This window comes from Roseateles sp. Mitsp63 (genome assembly GCF_059491535.1).
Window position 1 is genome coordinate 342,426 of sequence record NZ_CP168509.1, and the last position, 14,576, is coordinate 357,001.

15 protein-coding genes are annotated in these 14,576 nt (G+C 69.8%); 10 read left to right on the forward strand and 5 right to left on the reverse strand.

Annotation, left to right across the window (positions count from 1 at the left end; translation table 11 throughout):
* Positions 1 to 14 precede the first annotated feature (14 nt).
* Both ACEN96_RS01490 and ACEN96_RS01495 read left to right on the forward strand, forming a co-directional pair.
* Complete coding sequence (locus tag ACEN96_RS01490; RefSeq protein WP_495586287.1) at positions 15 to 1,655, forward strand: peptide chain release factor 3; 1,641 nt, start codon at positions 15 to 17, stop codon at positions 1,653 to 1,655.
* Positions 1,656 to 1,774: 119 nt separating this feature from the next.
* A complete protein-coding gene (locus ACEN96_RS01495; RefSeq protein WP_495586288.1) occupies positions 1,775 to 2,572 on the forward strand; it encodes a substrate-binding periplasmic protein in 798 nt (265 codons plus the stop codon).
* On the opposite strand, the gene ACEN96_RS01500 is transcribed toward ACEN96_RS01495, so the two are convergent.
* Positions 2,523 to 3,581 carry an NAD-dependent epimerase/dehydratase family protein gene (locus tag ACEN96_RS01500; RefSeq protein WP_495588532.1) on the reverse strand — a complete coding sequence of 353 codons (1,059 nt, stop codon included), beginning with the start codon at positions 3,579 to 3,581 and terminating at the stop codon, positions 2,523 to 2,525. The two genes, ACEN96_RS01495 and ACEN96_RS01500, sit on opposite strands and share 50 nt — an antisense overlap.
* A gap of 134 nt (positions 3,582 to 3,715) precedes the next feature.
* Between ACEN96_RS01500 and ACEN96_RS01505 the strand changes: the two genes are divergently transcribed.
* A complete protein-coding gene (locus ACEN96_RS01505) occupies positions 3,716 to 4,633 on the forward strand; it encodes a LysR family transcriptional regulator (RefSeq protein WP_495586289.1) in 918 nt (305 codons plus the stop codon).
* Here ACEN96_RS01505 and ACEN96_RS01510 read toward each other — a convergent pair.
* A complete protein-coding gene (locus tag ACEN96_RS01510; RefSeq protein ID WP_495586290.1) occupies positions 4,623 to 5,573 on the reverse strand; it encodes an MBL fold metallo-hydrolase in 951 nt (316 codons plus the stop codon). The genes ACEN96_RS01505 and ACEN96_RS01510 overlap by 11 nt on opposite strands.
* Before the next feature lie 346 nt (positions 5,574 to 5,919).
* Between ACEN96_RS01510 and ACEN96_RS01515 the strand changes: the two genes are divergently transcribed.
* From ACEN96_RS01515 to ubiA, 7 genes are all read left to right on the forward strand, one after another.
* Positions 5,920 to 6,690: an ABC transporter ATP-binding protein gene (locus ACEN96_RS01515; protein ID WP_495586291.1), complete on the forward strand. Its 771-nt coding sequence runs from the start codon at positions 5,920 to 5,922 to the stop codon at positions 6,688 to 6,690.
* Entirely contained in the window at positions 6,690 to 7,400 is a 711-nt protein-coding gene (locus tag ACEN96_RS01520; RefSeq protein ID WP_495586292.1) for an ABC transporter ATP-binding protein, read from the forward strand. The genes ACEN96_RS01515 and ACEN96_RS01520 overlap by 1 nt, the downstream gene beginning before the upstream one ends.
* A gap of 84 nt (positions 7,401 to 7,484) precedes the next feature.
* Positions 7,485 to 8,693: an ABC transporter substrate-binding protein gene (locus tag ACEN96_RS01525; RefSeq protein ID WP_495586293.1), complete on the forward strand. Its 1,209-nt coding sequence runs from the start codon at positions 7,485 to 7,487 to the stop codon at positions 8,691 to 8,693.
* A 68-nt stretch (positions 8,694 to 8,761) separates the two neighbouring features.
* Positions 8,762 to 9,649, forward strand: a complete 888-nt coding sequence (locus tag ACEN96_RS01530; RefSeq protein ID WP_495586294.1) for a branched-chain amino acid ABC transporter permease — start codon at positions 8,762 to 8,764, stop codon at positions 9,647 to 9,649.
* Complete coding sequence (locus ACEN96_RS01535; protein ID WP_495586295.1) at positions 9,646 to 10,632, forward strand: branched-chain amino acid ABC transporter permease; 987 nt, start codon at positions 9,646 to 9,648, stop codon at positions 10,630 to 10,632. Before ACEN96_RS01530 ends, ACEN96_RS01535 begins: the two co-directional genes overlap by 4 nt.
* A 37-nt stretch (positions 10,633 to 10,669) precedes the next feature.
* Positions 10,670 to 11,011 (forward strand): helix-turn-helix domain-containing protein, encoded by a 342-nt coding sequence (locus ACEN96_RS01540; RefSeq protein WP_495586296.1) that lies wholly within the window; start codon positions 10,670 to 10,672, stop codon positions 11,009 to 11,011.
* A gap of 102 nt (positions 11,012 to 11,113) precedes the next feature.
* Positions 11,114 to 12,031 carry a 4-hydroxybenzoate octaprenyltransferase gene (gene ubiA, locus ACEN96_RS01545; protein WP_495586297.1) on the forward strand — a complete coding sequence of 306 codons (918 nt, stop codon included), beginning with the start codon at positions 11,114 to 11,116 and terminating at the stop codon, positions 12,029 to 12,031.
* A 36-nt stretch (positions 12,032 to 12,067) separates the two neighbouring features.
* On the opposite strand, the gene ACEN96_RS01550 is transcribed toward ubiA, so the two are convergent.
* From ACEN96_RS01550 to ACEN96_RS01560, 3 genes are all read right to left on the reverse strand, one after another.
* Positions 12,068 to 12,682 (reverse strand): DUF4337 domain-containing protein, encoded by a 615-nt coding sequence (locus tag ACEN96_RS01550; RefSeq protein ID WP_495586298.1) that lies wholly within the window; start codon positions 12,680 to 12,682, stop codon positions 12,068 to 12,070.
* 61 nt (positions 12,683 to 12,743) lie between these two features.
* Positions 12,744 to 13,943, reverse strand: a complete 1,200-nt coding sequence (locus ACEN96_RS01555) for an HPP family protein (protein WP_495586299.1) — start codon at positions 13,941 to 13,943, stop codon at positions 12,744 to 12,746.
* A gap of 40 nt (positions 13,944 to 13,983) precedes the next feature.
* Complete coding sequence (locus tag ACEN96_RS01560; RefSeq protein ID WP_495586300.1) at positions 13,984 to 14,544, reverse strand: chorismate--pyruvate lyase family protein; 561 nt, start codon at positions 14,542 to 14,544, stop codon at positions 13,984 to 13,986.
* Between the last annotated feature and the right edge of the window lie 32 nt (positions 14,545 to 14,576).

Consider the following 14,576-nt stretch of genomic DNA (forward strand, 5'->3'; position numbering starts at 1 on the left):
GCCTCTTTCGCGCCATGTCCACCGACCAGCCCAGCCGCATCCAGTCCGAAGTGCGCCGCCGCCGCACCTTCGCCATCATTTCGCACCCTGACGCGGGCAAGACCACGCTGACGGAAAAGCTGCTGCTGTTCTCCGGCGCGATCCAGATCGCGGGCTCGGTGAAGGCGCGCAAGGCCTCGCGCCATGCGACCTCCGACTGGATGGAGATCGAGAAGCAGCGCGGCATCTCGGTGGCCTCGTCGGTGATGCAGATGGAGTACCGTGACTGCGTCATCAACCTGCTGGACACCCCGGGCCACCAGGACTTCTCCGAGGACACCTACCGCGTGCTGACCGCCGTCGACGCGGCGCTGATGGTCATCGACGCGGCCAACGGCGTGGAGCCGCAGACCCGCCGCCTGCTGCAGGTCTGCCGCGCGCGCAACACGCCGATCCTGACCTTCGTCAACAAGCTCGACCGCGAGGTCCAGGAGCCGCTGGCGCTGATGGACGAGATCGAGCGCGAGCTGGGCATGACGGTGGTGCCCTTCACCTGGCCGGTCGGCATGGGCAAGCACTTCCACGGCGTGATGGACCTGCGCCAGCAGCGCATGCGCGTGTTCTCGCCCGGCGAGGACCGCGCCGCCGGCACCGAGGAAGTGCTGGACGGTCTGGACAACCCGGCCTACCTCGAGCGCTTCGGCATGCAGTACGAGAACGCGCAGGGCGAGATCGAGCTGGTCAAGGAGGCCGCGCCTTCTTTCGATGAAGAGGCCTTCCTGACCGGCAGGCAGACGCCGATGTTCTTCGGCTCCGCGGTGAACAACTTCGGCGTGCAGGAGGTGCTGGATGCGCTGGTCGAGCTGGCGCCCGCCCCCGCCGAGCGCGCCGCGATGCAGCGCGTGGTGCAGCCCGAGGAGCCCAAGTTCACCGGCGTGGTCTTCAAGATCCAGGCCAACATGGACCCGTCGCACCGCGACCGGATCGCGTTCCTGCGCGTGGCCTCGGGCCACTTCGAGCGCGGCATGCGGCTCAAGGTCGTGCGCTCGGGCAAGGAGCTGCGGCCCAACACGGTGGTGAGCTTCCTGTCGCAGCGCCGCGAGCTGCTGGACGAGGCCTTCGCCGGCGACATCATCGGCATCCCCAACCACGGCGTGCTGCAGCTGGGCGACACCATCACCGAGGGCGAGGCGCTGCAGTACACCGGCCTGCCCTTCTTCGCGCCGGAAATGTTCCGCTCCGTCGAAGTGGCGGACCCGCTCAAGACCAAGCAGCTGCGCGAGGGCCTGCGCCAGCTCGGCGAGGAAGGCGCGATCCAGGTCTTCCGCCCCGAGGCCGGCAGCGTGCTGCTGCTGGGCGCGGTCGGCCAGCTGCAGTTCGAGGTCGTCGCGCACCGGCTGGAGCATGAATACGGCGTCAAGGCCCGCATCATGCCGGCGCGCTACAACGTCGCGCGCTGGGTGACCTGCGACGAGGCCGACGGCGGCGAGAAGGAGTTGCGCCGCTTCATCGACCACAACGCGCACCGCGTGGCCTGGGACGCGGTCAACGCGCCGACGGTGCTGCTCGAATACGCCGGCGAACTGCGCGCGATGCAGGAGAACTGGCCCAAGATCAAGTTCCACGCGCTGCGGGAGCACGCCGGCCTGGTCTTCCAGAAGCAGATGGACGCCTGATCCGGCGGCCGCGCAGGCCGGGCGCCAGCCGCCCCGCCCGTGCGGACGGCGTGACTTCATTGGCATTCGCGGCCCGGCATCGCTGCCGGCCTGTCACGCGCGTTTCCTACACTGCGCCGATGCCGAATGCGATCGAGCCGTCGAAGGAGCGCCGCCTGAGCTGCCTCCTGCTGGCGGCCGGACTCATGGCGGGCGCGTTGCCGCCGGCGCTGGCCTCGCAGGCGCCGGCCGAGGCCTCCCAGGAGCTGGTCGGCTTCACCGAGAACCTGCCGCCGCTGAACTACGCGGACGGCGGCGTGCCGCGCGGCTTCAGCACCGAGCTGCTGAAGGCGATGACCGCCGACGCCGGCCTGCGGCTGCGCATCGAGGTGCTGCCCTGGCAGCGCTCGGTGCAGGAAGCGTCGCGGCATCCGGACAGCGTGCTGTTCTCGCTGACCCGCACGCCCGAGCGCGAGTCCCAGTTCCGCTGGGTCGGCCCGATCAGTCCGCGGCGCATCCTGGTGTACCGGCTCAGCCGCCGGACCGATGTGCGGCCAGCGAGCCTGAAGCAGCTCAACGGCTGGCGGCTGGGCGTGTCGCGCGACTCGGCGGCGGCGAAGACGCTGCTCGCCGAAGGCCTGCGGCCGGAGGTGGAGCTGGAACTGGGTCTGGACGACGCGACCAACCTGCGCAAGCTGCTGGCCGGACGCATGGAGCTGATCGCGCTGCTGGACTGGGCCGCCGCCTGGCACCTGCGCGAGCTCAAGCTGCCCTATGCGACGCTGACGCCGGTCCTGCCCTTGGACGTGGACAAGTCCTACTGGTACGGCCTGCCGGCGGACAGCGATCCCGCGATCGCGCGCCGGCTGCAGGCCGCGCTGGACCGCATCAGGCGGGACGGGCGCTACGAGCGCCTGCGCCAGCAGTATTTCGAGTGAGCGCCCCGGCCGGGGCCGGCAGGCAACCCAGCGATTCGAGCGTGCGCTCGACCGCGATCTCGAGCGGCGTGTGCGGCACGCCGCCGGCGTGGGCGAGCCGCGCCGCCAGGCGGGCCTCGTCCATCCGCAGCGGCTCGCGCCAGAGGTAGCGCATCTCGGCGAGCTCGCGGAACAGCGGCACCACCGCCTGCGCCAGCCGGACCGCCCACCACGGAAAGCGCGCGACGCGCGGCGTTGCCCCGCTGCGGCGCTGGACCACCCGCTGGATCGCTTCGACCATCTGGCGGCCGTCGGCGTCCCAATGGCCCTCGAAATGAAAGCGGGCAAAGGCCGGCAGCGCATCGCGCTGCGCGATCAGCGCGACCATCGCCGCGGCGACATCCGGCAGATAGGCCCATTGGTGGCCGACACCGTCCGCCCCCACCTGCTGAACGCGCGTCACCGGCTTGCCCGGCGTGATCAGCCCTTGCGAGAACCAGTTGTTCGCCGCGCCGGGCCCGAAGAAGTCCCCCGCCCGCAGCACGATGGCGCGGAACTGGCCGCGCTCGGCGCCTTCGCGCAGGCGGCGCTCCATCTCGACGCGGATCGCGCCCTTGCGCGTCAGCGGCCGCTGCGGCGCGTCCTCGCCGGGGTGGGGCAAGGCGTCGGGGCCGAAGTTGTAGACCGTGCCCGGCAGCACCACCGTCGCGCCGCGCGCCGCCGCGGCGGCGAGCGTGTTGTCGAGCATCGGCAGCACCTGCTCGCGCCAGTGGCGGTAGCCGGGCGGATTGACCGCATGGACGATCACGTCGCAGCCCTGCGCGGCGCGCTGCACGTCCATCGCGTCGAGCGCGTCGCCGCGCAGCCAGTGCAGGCCGTCGCGGTGCTCGGACTCACCGGCCAGCCCGCGCTTGAGCGCCCGCACCGTCCAGCCGGCGTCGCGCAGGGCCCGGGCCACCGCGCCGCCGATGCCGCCGCTGGCGCCCAGCACCAGGGCCGTGCGCCGCGCCACCGCGGTCATCGCGCCCAGCGCGCCGATCGCATCCATCGAAGTCATCGCATCCATCGCCTGCTCCTGTCGTGTTGAAGGCATGGGACGGATTCTGGAAAACAGCGGCTTTCCTGAAAATTACCGAGCATCGCTAAGCAGCTATACATTTATGAATGACTTCGACGATCGCATGGGAGTGGTACCGCTCCTTCCTGGGGGTGTTGCGCGAGGGCTCGCTGTCCGGCGCGGCGCGGGTGCTGGATCTGACGCAGCCGACGGTGGGCCGGCACGTGGCGGCGCTGGAGGCGCAGGTGGGCCAGTCGCTGTTCGTGCGCACGCCGGCGGGGCTGCTGCCGACGGAGGCGGCACTGGCGCTGCGGCCCTACGCGGAGGCGATGGACAGCACGGCCGCCGCGCTGGAGCGCACCGCGCGCAGCCATGGCGACGGCGTGCGCGGCGTGGTGCGGGTGACCGCGAGCGAGGTGGTCGGCGTGGAGATCCTGCCGCCGCTGATCGCGACGATGCGGGAGCGCCATCCGCAGCTGGTCGTCGAGCTGGTGCTGAGCAACAAGGTGCAGGACCTGCTGCGGCGCGAGGCGGACATCGCGATCCGGATGACGCCGCCGAAGCAGGAGCAGCTGATCGCGCGCCGCGTCGGCACCATCGACGTCGGCCTGCATGCGCATGAGCGCTATCTGGCGGCGCGGGGCGTGCCGTCCACGATGCAGGCGCTGATGGAGGGCCACGCGCTGATCGGCTACGACCAGCCGCCGCCCTACGTGCGGGCGCTGGCGCAGCGCTTTCCGGTGCTCGAGCGCGAGCGCCTCGCGCTGCGCGCGGACAGCGATCTCGCGCAGCTGTCGCTGATCCGCGCGGGCGCGGGCATCGGGGCCTGCCAGGTGGGCCTCGCCAAGCGGGACCCGGCGCTCAGGCGCGTGCTCGCGGACGCGTTCAGCATCCCGCTCGACACCTGGGTCACGATGCACGAGGACCTGCGCGACAGCCCGCGCTGCCGGGCGGTGTTCGAGGCGCTGGTGACCGGCCTCCAACGTCACATCGAGGCCGGCGCCCGAACCCCGCTTACGGCTTGATGCTGTAGTTCACCGGCACCCAGCGGTAGCCCTTGCCGTCCTGCGCCACGTGGCCGATGCCCGGGAAGGACACATGCGCGACCGCCACCCAGTAGCCCTGCTTGGCGGCATCCGCGTAGGCCAGCTTGCGCTGCGGCATGGCCTGCTTCGAATCGGTGTCGAAGTTGATCGTCACCGCCGGATCCGGGAACTGCACCGCCGCGACGTGCATCAGGTCGCCCCACACCGCCAGCTTCTGGCCCTGGCTCTCCACCATGTAGACCGTGTGCCCCGGCGTGTGGCCGTAGGCCGCGTGCGTGCGCACGCCCGGCACCAGCTCGGTCTCGCCGCTGAACGGCTTCAGGCGGCCCGCGTCCTGGTACGGCTTGAGCGCCGCCGCGGCCGCGCCGAAGAAGTCCTTGTGCGCCGGATCCTTGGCCGCGTTCTCCGCGTTGAGCCAGAAGTCGGCGTCATGCTGGTCCATGCGCACCACGGCATTCGGGAACACCGCCTGGCCGTCCTTCGTCAGACCCATCGCATGGTCCGGATGCAGGTGGGTGATGTAGATCTCGTCGACCTGCTCCGGCTGGTAGCCCGCCGCCTTCAGGTTGGCCAGCAGCCGGCCCGTCGTCGGACCGAAGGCGCCGTTCGCGCCGGTATCGATCAGCACCAGCCTGGTGCCGGTGTTGATCAGGTAGGCATTGATCGAGGTCTCGACCGGCGGCTTCAGGAAGCTCTTGGCCAGCGCCTTCACCACCGTGCCGGGCTTGGCCTTGTCCATCAGCTGGTCGACCGGCAGATCGATCGTGCCGTCGTTCAGCGCGGTGATCTCGAAGTCGCCCAGCATCATGCGGTAGTACCCGGGCGCCTGCGTCTTCACCTGCGGCGCGGCGGCCTGCGCGCCGGCGGCGGACAGGGCGAGCGCGAGCCCGAGAACAGCGAACTTGCCGGAACGGATCATGGGGAACCTCCAAGGTATCAATGGGTTGTCGGCGCGCAGCATAGCCATCCGGGCCATGTCCCGCCCTCCCCGTTCGGAAGAAGCACCGTTCTCCCGCAGGAGATTCCGGTGACACGCGCTCGCGCAGCGCCCCCTGTGGCATGTCCTGGCCCCCATCCGTCAGCCTCGTGAAAGATGGCTGCGGCGTGATGCCGCGTGAGGCGTCAGCTCCTCGGCGCAACTCCGAGGGTTAGCCCTTGCGCAATGCTGCGTAAAGGGTTTTACGCTGTGCGCGGCCCTTGCCAGGGCCCTAAATTCCTGGCTCCACTACAGAGGCACCGGTTCCCCGGCGCCCACCTTTGCGCCGATGAGCACCCTCATCCTGGAGACACGCAAACTGACCAAGGAGTTCAAGGGCTTCACCGCCGTGGACTCCGTCGACCTGCAAGTGCAGCGCGGGCACATCCACGCGCTGATCGGCCCCAATGGCGCCGGCAAGACGACCTGCTTCAACCTGCTGACGAAGTTCCTGACCCCGACGCGGGGCCAGATCCTCTTCAACGGCAGCGACATCACCGGCGAGAAGCCCGCGCAGATCGCGCGCCGCGGCGTGATCCGCTCGTTCCAGATCTCGGCCGTGTTCCCCCACCTCACGGTGCTGGAGAACGTGCGCATCGGCCTGCAGCGCTTCACCGGCACCAGCTACCACTTCTGGACCGGCCTGGGCGGGCTGCGCAAGCTCGACAACCGCGCGCTCGAGCTGCTGGAACTCGTGGACCTGCGCGACATGGCCGCGCTGCGCGCCGCGGACCTGCCCTACGGCCGCAAGCGGGCGCTGGAGATCGCCACCACCATGGCGATGGAACCCGAACTGATGCTGCTCGACGAGCCGACCCAGGGCATGGGCCACGAAGACGTCGACCGCGTCACCGCGCTGATCAAGCGCGTCGCCGAGGGCCGCACCGTGCTGATGGTGGAACACAACATGAAGGTGATCAGCAGCATCGCCGACCGCATCACCGTGCTGGCGCGCGGCGCCGTGCTGGCCGAGGGCGACTACGCCACCGTCTCCCGCCACCCGAAGGTGCTCGAGGCCTACATGGGCTCCGAGGCCGCCGAACTGCAGGGAGCGCATTGATGGCCCATGCGCTGGAGATCAAGGGCCTGCAGGCCTGGTACGGCGAGAGCCACATCCTGCACGGCATCGACCTGGCCGTGCCGCAGGGTCAGGTGTTGACGCTGCTGGGCCGCAACGGCGCCGGCCGCACGACCACGCTGCGCGCCATCATGGGCCTGACCGACCGCCGCAGCGGCTCGATCAAGGTTCATGGCCAGGAGACGGTCCACCTGCCCACGCATCGCATCGCCCGCCTGGGCCTGGGCTACTGCCCGGAGGAGCGCGGCATCTTCGCCTCGCTCAGCACCGAGGAGAACCTGCGGCTGCCGCCGCCGCTCAAGGGCGGGCGCGGAAAGATCATGTCCGAGGACGAGATCTACGCGATGTTCCCCAACCTCGCCGAGCGCCGCCACAGCCAGGGCACGCGCCTGTCCGGCGGCGAGCAGCAGATGCTGGCCGTGGCCCGCATCCTGCGCACCGGCGCCGACATCCTGCTGCTGGACGAGATCTCCGAGGGCCTGGCCCCGGTCATCGTCCAGGCGCTGGCCCGCATGATCACCGCGCTCAAGGCGCAGGGCTTCACCATCGTGATGGTGGAGCAGAACTTCCGGTTCGCCGCGCCGCTGGCGGACCACTTCGTCGTGATGGAACACGGCCAGGTCGTCGAGTCCTTCGCCGCCGCGCAGCTGGACAGCAAGCGCGCGCTGCTCGACGAACTGCTGAGCGTGTAGCCCCGGCGCGGATCCGCATGCCTTTGGTGCTTCCAGTCTGATACCCGCGTGGCCCGACGAGGCCGTTAGAAAAGGAGACAAGCGATGAAGACGACCCTCAAGACCGTTGCCCTGGCCTCGGTGCTGGCCTGCGGCAGCCTCGCCGCGCAGGCGCAGATTTCCGGCGACGTGGTGAAGATCGGCATCATCACCGACATGTCCAGCGTCTACGCCGACATCGACGGCGCCGGCGGCGTGGAGGCGATCCGCATGGCCATCGCCGATGCCAAGGGCATGGCCGCGGGCAAGAAGATCGAGCTGGTCTTCGCCGACCACCAGAACAAGGCCGACGTGGCCGCGTCCAAGGCGCGCGAGTGGTTCGACACGCAAGGGCTGGACCTGCTGATAGGCGGCACCAACTCCGGCACCAGCCTGGCGATGGCCAAGGTGGCGGCGGAGAAGAAGAAGCCCTTCATCTCGATCGGCGCCGGCACCTCGCGCCTGACCAACGAGGAATGCTCGCCCTACACCATCCACTACGCCTACGACACCGTGGCCCTGGCCAACGGCACCGGCGCGGCGGTGGTGAAGAACGGCGGCAAGAGCTGGTTCTTCCTGACCGCGGACTACGCCTTCGGCACCTCGCTGCAGGCCGACACGTCGGCGGTGGTGGCCAAGGCCGGCGGCCAGGTGCTGGGCTCGGTGAAGCACCCGCTCAACGCCAGCGACTTCTCCTCCTTCCTGCTGCAGGCGCAGAGCTCCAAGGCGCAGATCCTGGGCCTGGCCAACGCCGGCGGCGACACCATCAACGCGGTCAAGGCGGCCAACGAGTTCGGCATCACCAAGACGATGAAGCTGGCCGGCCTGCTGATGTTCATCAACGACGTGCACTCGCTGGGGCTGAAGACCACCGAGGGCATGTACCTGACCGACAGCTGGTACTGGAACCAGAGCGCCGAATCGCGCGTCTGGGCGCGCCGCTTCTTCGAGAAGATGAAGCGCATGCCCTCGTCGCTGCAGGCGGCGGACTACTCGGCGGTGTCGCACTACCTGAAGGCGGTCGAGGCGATCAAGACCGACGACGGCGACAAGGTGATGGCGCAGATGAAGGCCACGCCGGTCAACGACTTCTACACGAAGGGCACGATCCGCAAGGAGGATGGCCGCGCGGTGCACGACATGTTCCTGCTGCAGGTGAAGTCGCAGAAGGAATCGACCGAGCCGTGGGACTACTTCAAGGTCGTGACCCGCATTCCCGGCGACGACGCGTTCACGAAGCTGGCCGACTCGAAGTGCCCGCTCGTGAAGAAGTGATGTGACCCTGGGCGCGCCGCGCGGCCGGGCCGCGGGCGCGTCCTCCCGTTCAGGATGAGCGACGACTCATGACCGACTTCTTTGGCGTTCCGCTGCCCGCGCTGCTGGGCCAGCTGCTGCTGGGCCTGGTGAACGGCTCGTTCTACGCAATGCTCTCGCTGGGCCTGGCGGTGATCTTCGGCATGCTGAACATCATCAACTTCGCCCATGGCGCGCTCTACATGATGGGCGCGTTCCTGGCGTGGATGGGGCTGGAGTACCTGGGCATCAACTACTGGGCGATGCTGCTGATCGCGCCGCTGGTGGTGGGCGTGTTCGGGCTGGTCATCGAGCGGCTGCTGCTGCAGTGGCTCTACAAGCTGGACCACCTGTACGGGCTGCTGCTGACCTTCGGGCTGACGCTGGTGGTCGAGGGGGTGTTCCGCTCCTTCTTCGGCGTGGGCGGGCAGCCGTACGCGGCGCCCGAGGCGCTGTCGGGCGCGACCAACCTGGGATTCATGATCCTGCCGAACTACCGCGCCTGGGTGGTGGTGGCCTCGCTGGTGGTGTGCCTGGGGGTGTGGGTGCTGATCGAGAAGACCTCGCTGGGCGCGCGGCTGCGCGCGGGCACGGAGAACCCGAAGCTGGTGCAGGCCTTCGGGGTGAACGTGCCGCGGCTGGTGACGCTGACCTACGCGGGCGGCGTGGCGCTGGCGGGGTTCGCCGGCGTGCTGGCGGCGCCGATCCTGCAGGTGAATTCGCTGATGGGCTCCAACCTGATCATCGTCGTCTTCGCGGTGGTGGTGATCGGGGGCATGGGCTCGATCCTGGGCTCGATCCTGACCGGCCTGGGGCTGGGCGTGATCGAGGGTCTGACCAAGGTCTTCTATCCGGAGGGCTCCAACACCGTGGTGTTCGTCATCATGGCGGCGGTGCTGCTGGTGCGTCCGGCCGGCCTGTTCGGCAAAGAGAAATGAACAAGAAACCGCTGGGCTACGTGGCCCTGTTCATCGGCATCGCGCTGCTGCCCTTGCTGGGCGTCTATCCGATCTTCGCGATGAAGGTGATGTGCTATGCGCTGTTCGCGTGCGCCTTCAACCTGCTGATCGGCTTCACCGGGCTGCTGAGCTTCGGGCACGCGGCCTTCCTGGGCGCGGCGGCCTATGGCGCGGGGCACGCGCTGAAGGTCTGGGGTTTCCCGCCGCTGCTGGGCATCGCCTTCGGCATGCTGATGGGGGCGGTGGCGGGGCTGGTGTTCGGGCTGCTGGCGATCCGGCGCTCGGGGATCTATTTCTCGATGATCACGCTGGCGCTGGCGCAGATGCTGTTCTTCTACTTCCTGCAGGCGCCGTTCACCGGCGGCGAGGACGGGCTGCAGTCGGTGCCGCGCGGGCGTCTGCTGGGCATCGACCTGGAGAACGACAACGCGCTGTACTACCTGGTGCTGGCGATCTTCGTGTTCGGGTTCTGGCTGATCTACCGGACGGTGCATTCGCCGTTCGGGCAGGTGCTGACGTCGATCCGCGAGAACGAGGCGCGGGCGACGTCGCTGGGCTACGACGCGGCGCGTTTCAAGCTGATGGCGTTCGTGATCTCGGCGGCGCTGGCGGGGCTGGCGGGCGCGACCAAGACACTGGTGCTGGGCTTCGCGACGCTGACGGACGCGGTGTGGACGACCTCGGGGCTGGTGATCCTGATGACGCTGGTGGGCGGCATGGGGACGATGGTGGGGCCGATCGTCGGGGCGCTGGTGATCATCGCGCTGGAGAACAAGATCGGCGACCTGGGCCAGTGGCTGGCCGGGGTCACGGGCGTGCAGTGGTTCACCGGCCTGGGTGAGTCGGTCAGCCTGGTCACGGGGCTGATCTTCATCCTGTGCGTGCTGGCCTTCCGCCGCGGCCTGGTGGGCGAGGCGGGGGCGTTGTGGGAGCGGCTGCGCAAGCCCGCTCATGCTCGTTAAATCGAGCCTTATCGCGATAGCGCTCGATTTAACGAGCATGAAAGTTCATCAGTTCTCCGCCCTGCCGACCCATCTGCAATCCGAGTGCGCTCAACTGGGCGAACTCCTGGCACGGCTGCGCGTGGCGCGCCAGATCAAGCAGGCGGATGCCGCCATTCGCGCCGGTCTGTCGCGCAACACGGCTTACCGCATCGAACGGGGCGATCCAGGGCTGGCAATCGGCCAGTTGCTGCGCTACCTGGATGCGATCGCTCCAGGGATGACGGTGGTCGAGCTTCTGACCGAGAGCGATCCCGCCCTTTTGCAGCAACAACGCGAGGACCAGCGCCGCCGCGTACGTAGCCTCACTCAGGCGGAACTCGAGGAACTGAACTTCTGAGGACCACAATAGCCTCGCACGCTACAGCGCCGAGCTGCGCCGCAAGCTGCCCTGAGCGCTCCGTGCAGCGCGCACGGCCCGGGCGGCGCGACAATCCCCGCCATGACTCCCGCCGCCCCCTCTCCCGCCGCGCCGTCGCGTCTGTCGCTGTATCTGAACCTGATCCGCTGGGACCGGCCGGCCGGCACCTACCTGCTGCTGTGGCCGACGCTGGCCGCGCTGTGGATGGCCGCCGACGGCTGGCCCGGCTGGCACCTGCTGCTGGTCTTCACGCTCGGCACCTTCCTGATGCGCAGCGCCGGCTGCGCCGTCAACGACGTCGCCGACCGCGAGTTCGACAAGCACGTCAAGCGCACCGCCCAGCGCCCGGTCACCGCCGGCCTGATCTCGGTGAAGCAGGCCCTGACGCTGGGCGCCGTGCTGTCGCTGATCGCCTTCGCGCTGGTGCTCACGACCAATCCGCCCACCATCCTGCTGTCCTTCGCCGCGCTCGGCGTGACCATCCTCTACCCCTTCACCAAGCGCTGGATCTCGATGCCGCAGGCGGTGCTGGGCGTGGCCTTCTCCTTCGGCATCCCGATGGCGTTCTCGGCCGCGCTCGGCGGGCGGGAGTGGAGCCTGCAGGCGATCGGCGCGTCCGTGCCGCTGTCGGCCTGGGGACTGCTCCTGGCCAACCTGTTCTGGGTGCTGGCCTATGACACCGAGTACGCCATGGTCGACCGCGACGACGACATCCGCATCGGCATCAAGACCTCCGCGCTGACGCTGGGCCGCTTCGACGTCATCGGCGTGATGGCCTTCTATGTCGTGTTCCTGGCCCTGTGGGCCGCGCTCGGCCTGCGCCTGGGCATGGGCCACTGGTTCCTGGCCGGCCTCGCGGCGGCGGCGGCGCAGGTCGCCTGGCACTACACGCTCATCAAGGACCGCGGCCGCGAAGGCTGCTTCAAGGCCTTCCGCGAGAACCACTGGGTCGGCTTCGCGATCTTCGCGGGCACGGCGCTGGACCTCGCGCTGCGCTGAGCGCGCGCCCGTTCCCGCTTCTGGCCCGACGAGGGCTCAGGACAGCAGCTGGACGATCACGTCCGGATGCAGCGGCCAGCCGCCGAGGCCGGCCAGTCCCATCAGCACGCCGAACACCGTCGGCACCATTGCCACCGCGAAGAGCGCCCACATCTGCGTCAGCGCGGTGATCGCGAGCATCGCGATCGCGATGGCGAGCAGCGCGTCGGAGAGGTCGAACTGGTCGTCGCGGAAGTTCAGCGCGTCGTAGCGCTGCTGGTCCGCTTCGGCCTGCTTGCGCAGCTCGTCCTTCTTGGCCGACTGCTCGGCGGCCAGCGTCTCGTAGCGCACGATCGCCTGCTGGTAGCCCTCGGCCGCCGAGGCCGGCGCGCCGATCGCCTGCAGCTTCAGCTGCGTCAGGGTCGCCTTGGCGATCTCCTCGCGCGCGTTGCGCGCCTGATAGAAGCCCCAGTGATCGATCTTGTCGGCCTGCGCCAGCTGCATGTTCTGGTTGATGTTGTCGTCCTTGACCTTGCAGATGCCCATGAAGGTCGCGAGCAGCGCGACCGTCACCGCCACCGCGATGTTCAGGCGCGACTGGCGCACGGGAGCCTCGGGCGGCTCGATGGCCTGGCGGGCGTTCTCGATGAGTTCTTCGGGATCGATGTCCATCGGCGATCTGGTGGGGCGGGATGAGGCTGGCGGAGTCTATCCGCCGTGCCTGAACGCCGGCTTAGAGCCCATCCATCCTCGCCAGCGCCGCCACCAGGTCCGACTGCGTGAGGATCCCCACCAGCCGGGCCTCGTTGCCGACGATCGGGATGTGGTGGTGGCCGGTCGCCGCGAACATCGGCACCAGGTCCGCCAGCGGCCGCTCCGCGCTGGCCACCCGCACCTGCCGGCTCATGATCTGCCCCACCACCTCCGGCTTGTCGCTGTGCGTCGTCGTCGTCGGCAGGATCAGCCGCCGCAGCCGCGACGGCCAGTCGTCGTGCAGGTCCAGCGCCGCGCCGCGCATGAAGTCCGCCAGCGTCACGATCCCGATCACCCGCCGCGCCCGGTCCACCACCGGCAGCGCCTTGATGTGCCGCTCCCGCAGCATCGACCAGGCCTCCTGCAGCGGCGTGCCCCACTCGGCCACCTTCACGTCGCGCGACATCACGTCCTCGCAGCGCAGCGTCGTCATGCGCCGCCGCGCGGCCAGCAGGCCGGCCTCGTCGACGATCGCCTGCAGGTCGTCCCGCGGCATGTCCAGCACCTGGTTGTAATGCGCCAGCACCGTCTCCAGGTCGGCGCCGCTGAAGGCGGTCGCCTCGCGCGCCGCCACGCCGCTGGCCGCAGCCGGCGTCGCCACCTGCGGGTGCGGATAGCGGCGGCCGGTGACGCCGTTGTAGACCATGCCCGCCGCCACCAGCAGCGTCGAGTTCAGCATCACCGGATCCAGCGCGAAGCGCCAGTCGTGCACGCCGGTCAGCACCATCAGCAGCGCCGCCGCGCCGCCGGGCGGATGCAGGCAGCGCAACACGAACATCGCGCCGATCGCGCCGCCGACGGCGATCGCCGCGGCCAGCTGCGGCTCGCTGCCGAACAGATGCACGCTGGCGATGCCCACCAGCGCCGAGGCCGTGTTGCCCATCACCACCGCCCAGGGCTGCGCCAGCGGGCTCGCCGGCACGCCGAACACCAGCACCGCGCTCGCGCCCACCGGCGCGACCAGCCACGGCAGGCTGGACCCGTGGTGCGCGAGCAGCGCCGTCAGCGCCGCCGTCAACAGCACGCCCGCGATCGCGCCGGCGACCACGCGCAGGCGCTCGCGCGCGTCCACGCGCATCGGCGCCGGGCGCAGCGCCCGCAGCCAGCGCCGCGAGCCCGCCGTCAACCGCGCCGCGAGGGACGGCTGCTCAACGGCGGGGGAAGGATTCGGATCGGACATGAGGAACTCCGGAAGGCGCGCCGCGATCGCGCCGCCGCGCTCAGCGGCGCGGCCTCGACTTGCGCCGCAACGGCCCGGGGTCGCGCTGCGCGACGTCGGGCACGAACATCTCCATCACCCGCAGCTGCTGACCGTGCCGGGTGAAGACCGAATTGCGCGACCACTGCATGCCGAGCGGCGCCTCGGTGCCGGTCGCGGCCAGCCATTGCCGCTGCATCTGGCGGTGCGTCGCGCCATGGCGGGTGACGCGGCGCGGCTGCAGTTCGCTGCGATGGATGCGGGGATCGTCGTACAGCAGGTGGCCCAGCGGGCGGCTGCCCAGGCCCTTCAAGGCCTTCCACGGCCCGGCGAGCGAATCCCCGTGCACCGCCGAGCGCGCCCACACCAGCGGCCGGCCGTCGACGTACAGCAGCACCTCGCGCACGACGGTCAATCCGCGCCGCGGCAGGCCGAGCGCGGCGCGCTCCTGCGGCCGCAGCGGCGCCGTGGTCTGGCGCAGCACCTGCACCTGGAAGCGCAGGCCGGTCGCGGCCAGGCGCTTGCTCAACGAGCCCGGCGCGCGCAGCCATGCGCGCAGGCCCCAGCGGTCGGCGATTCCCATCGATCTGGCGTCGGTTCGAATGCGGTGGTCAG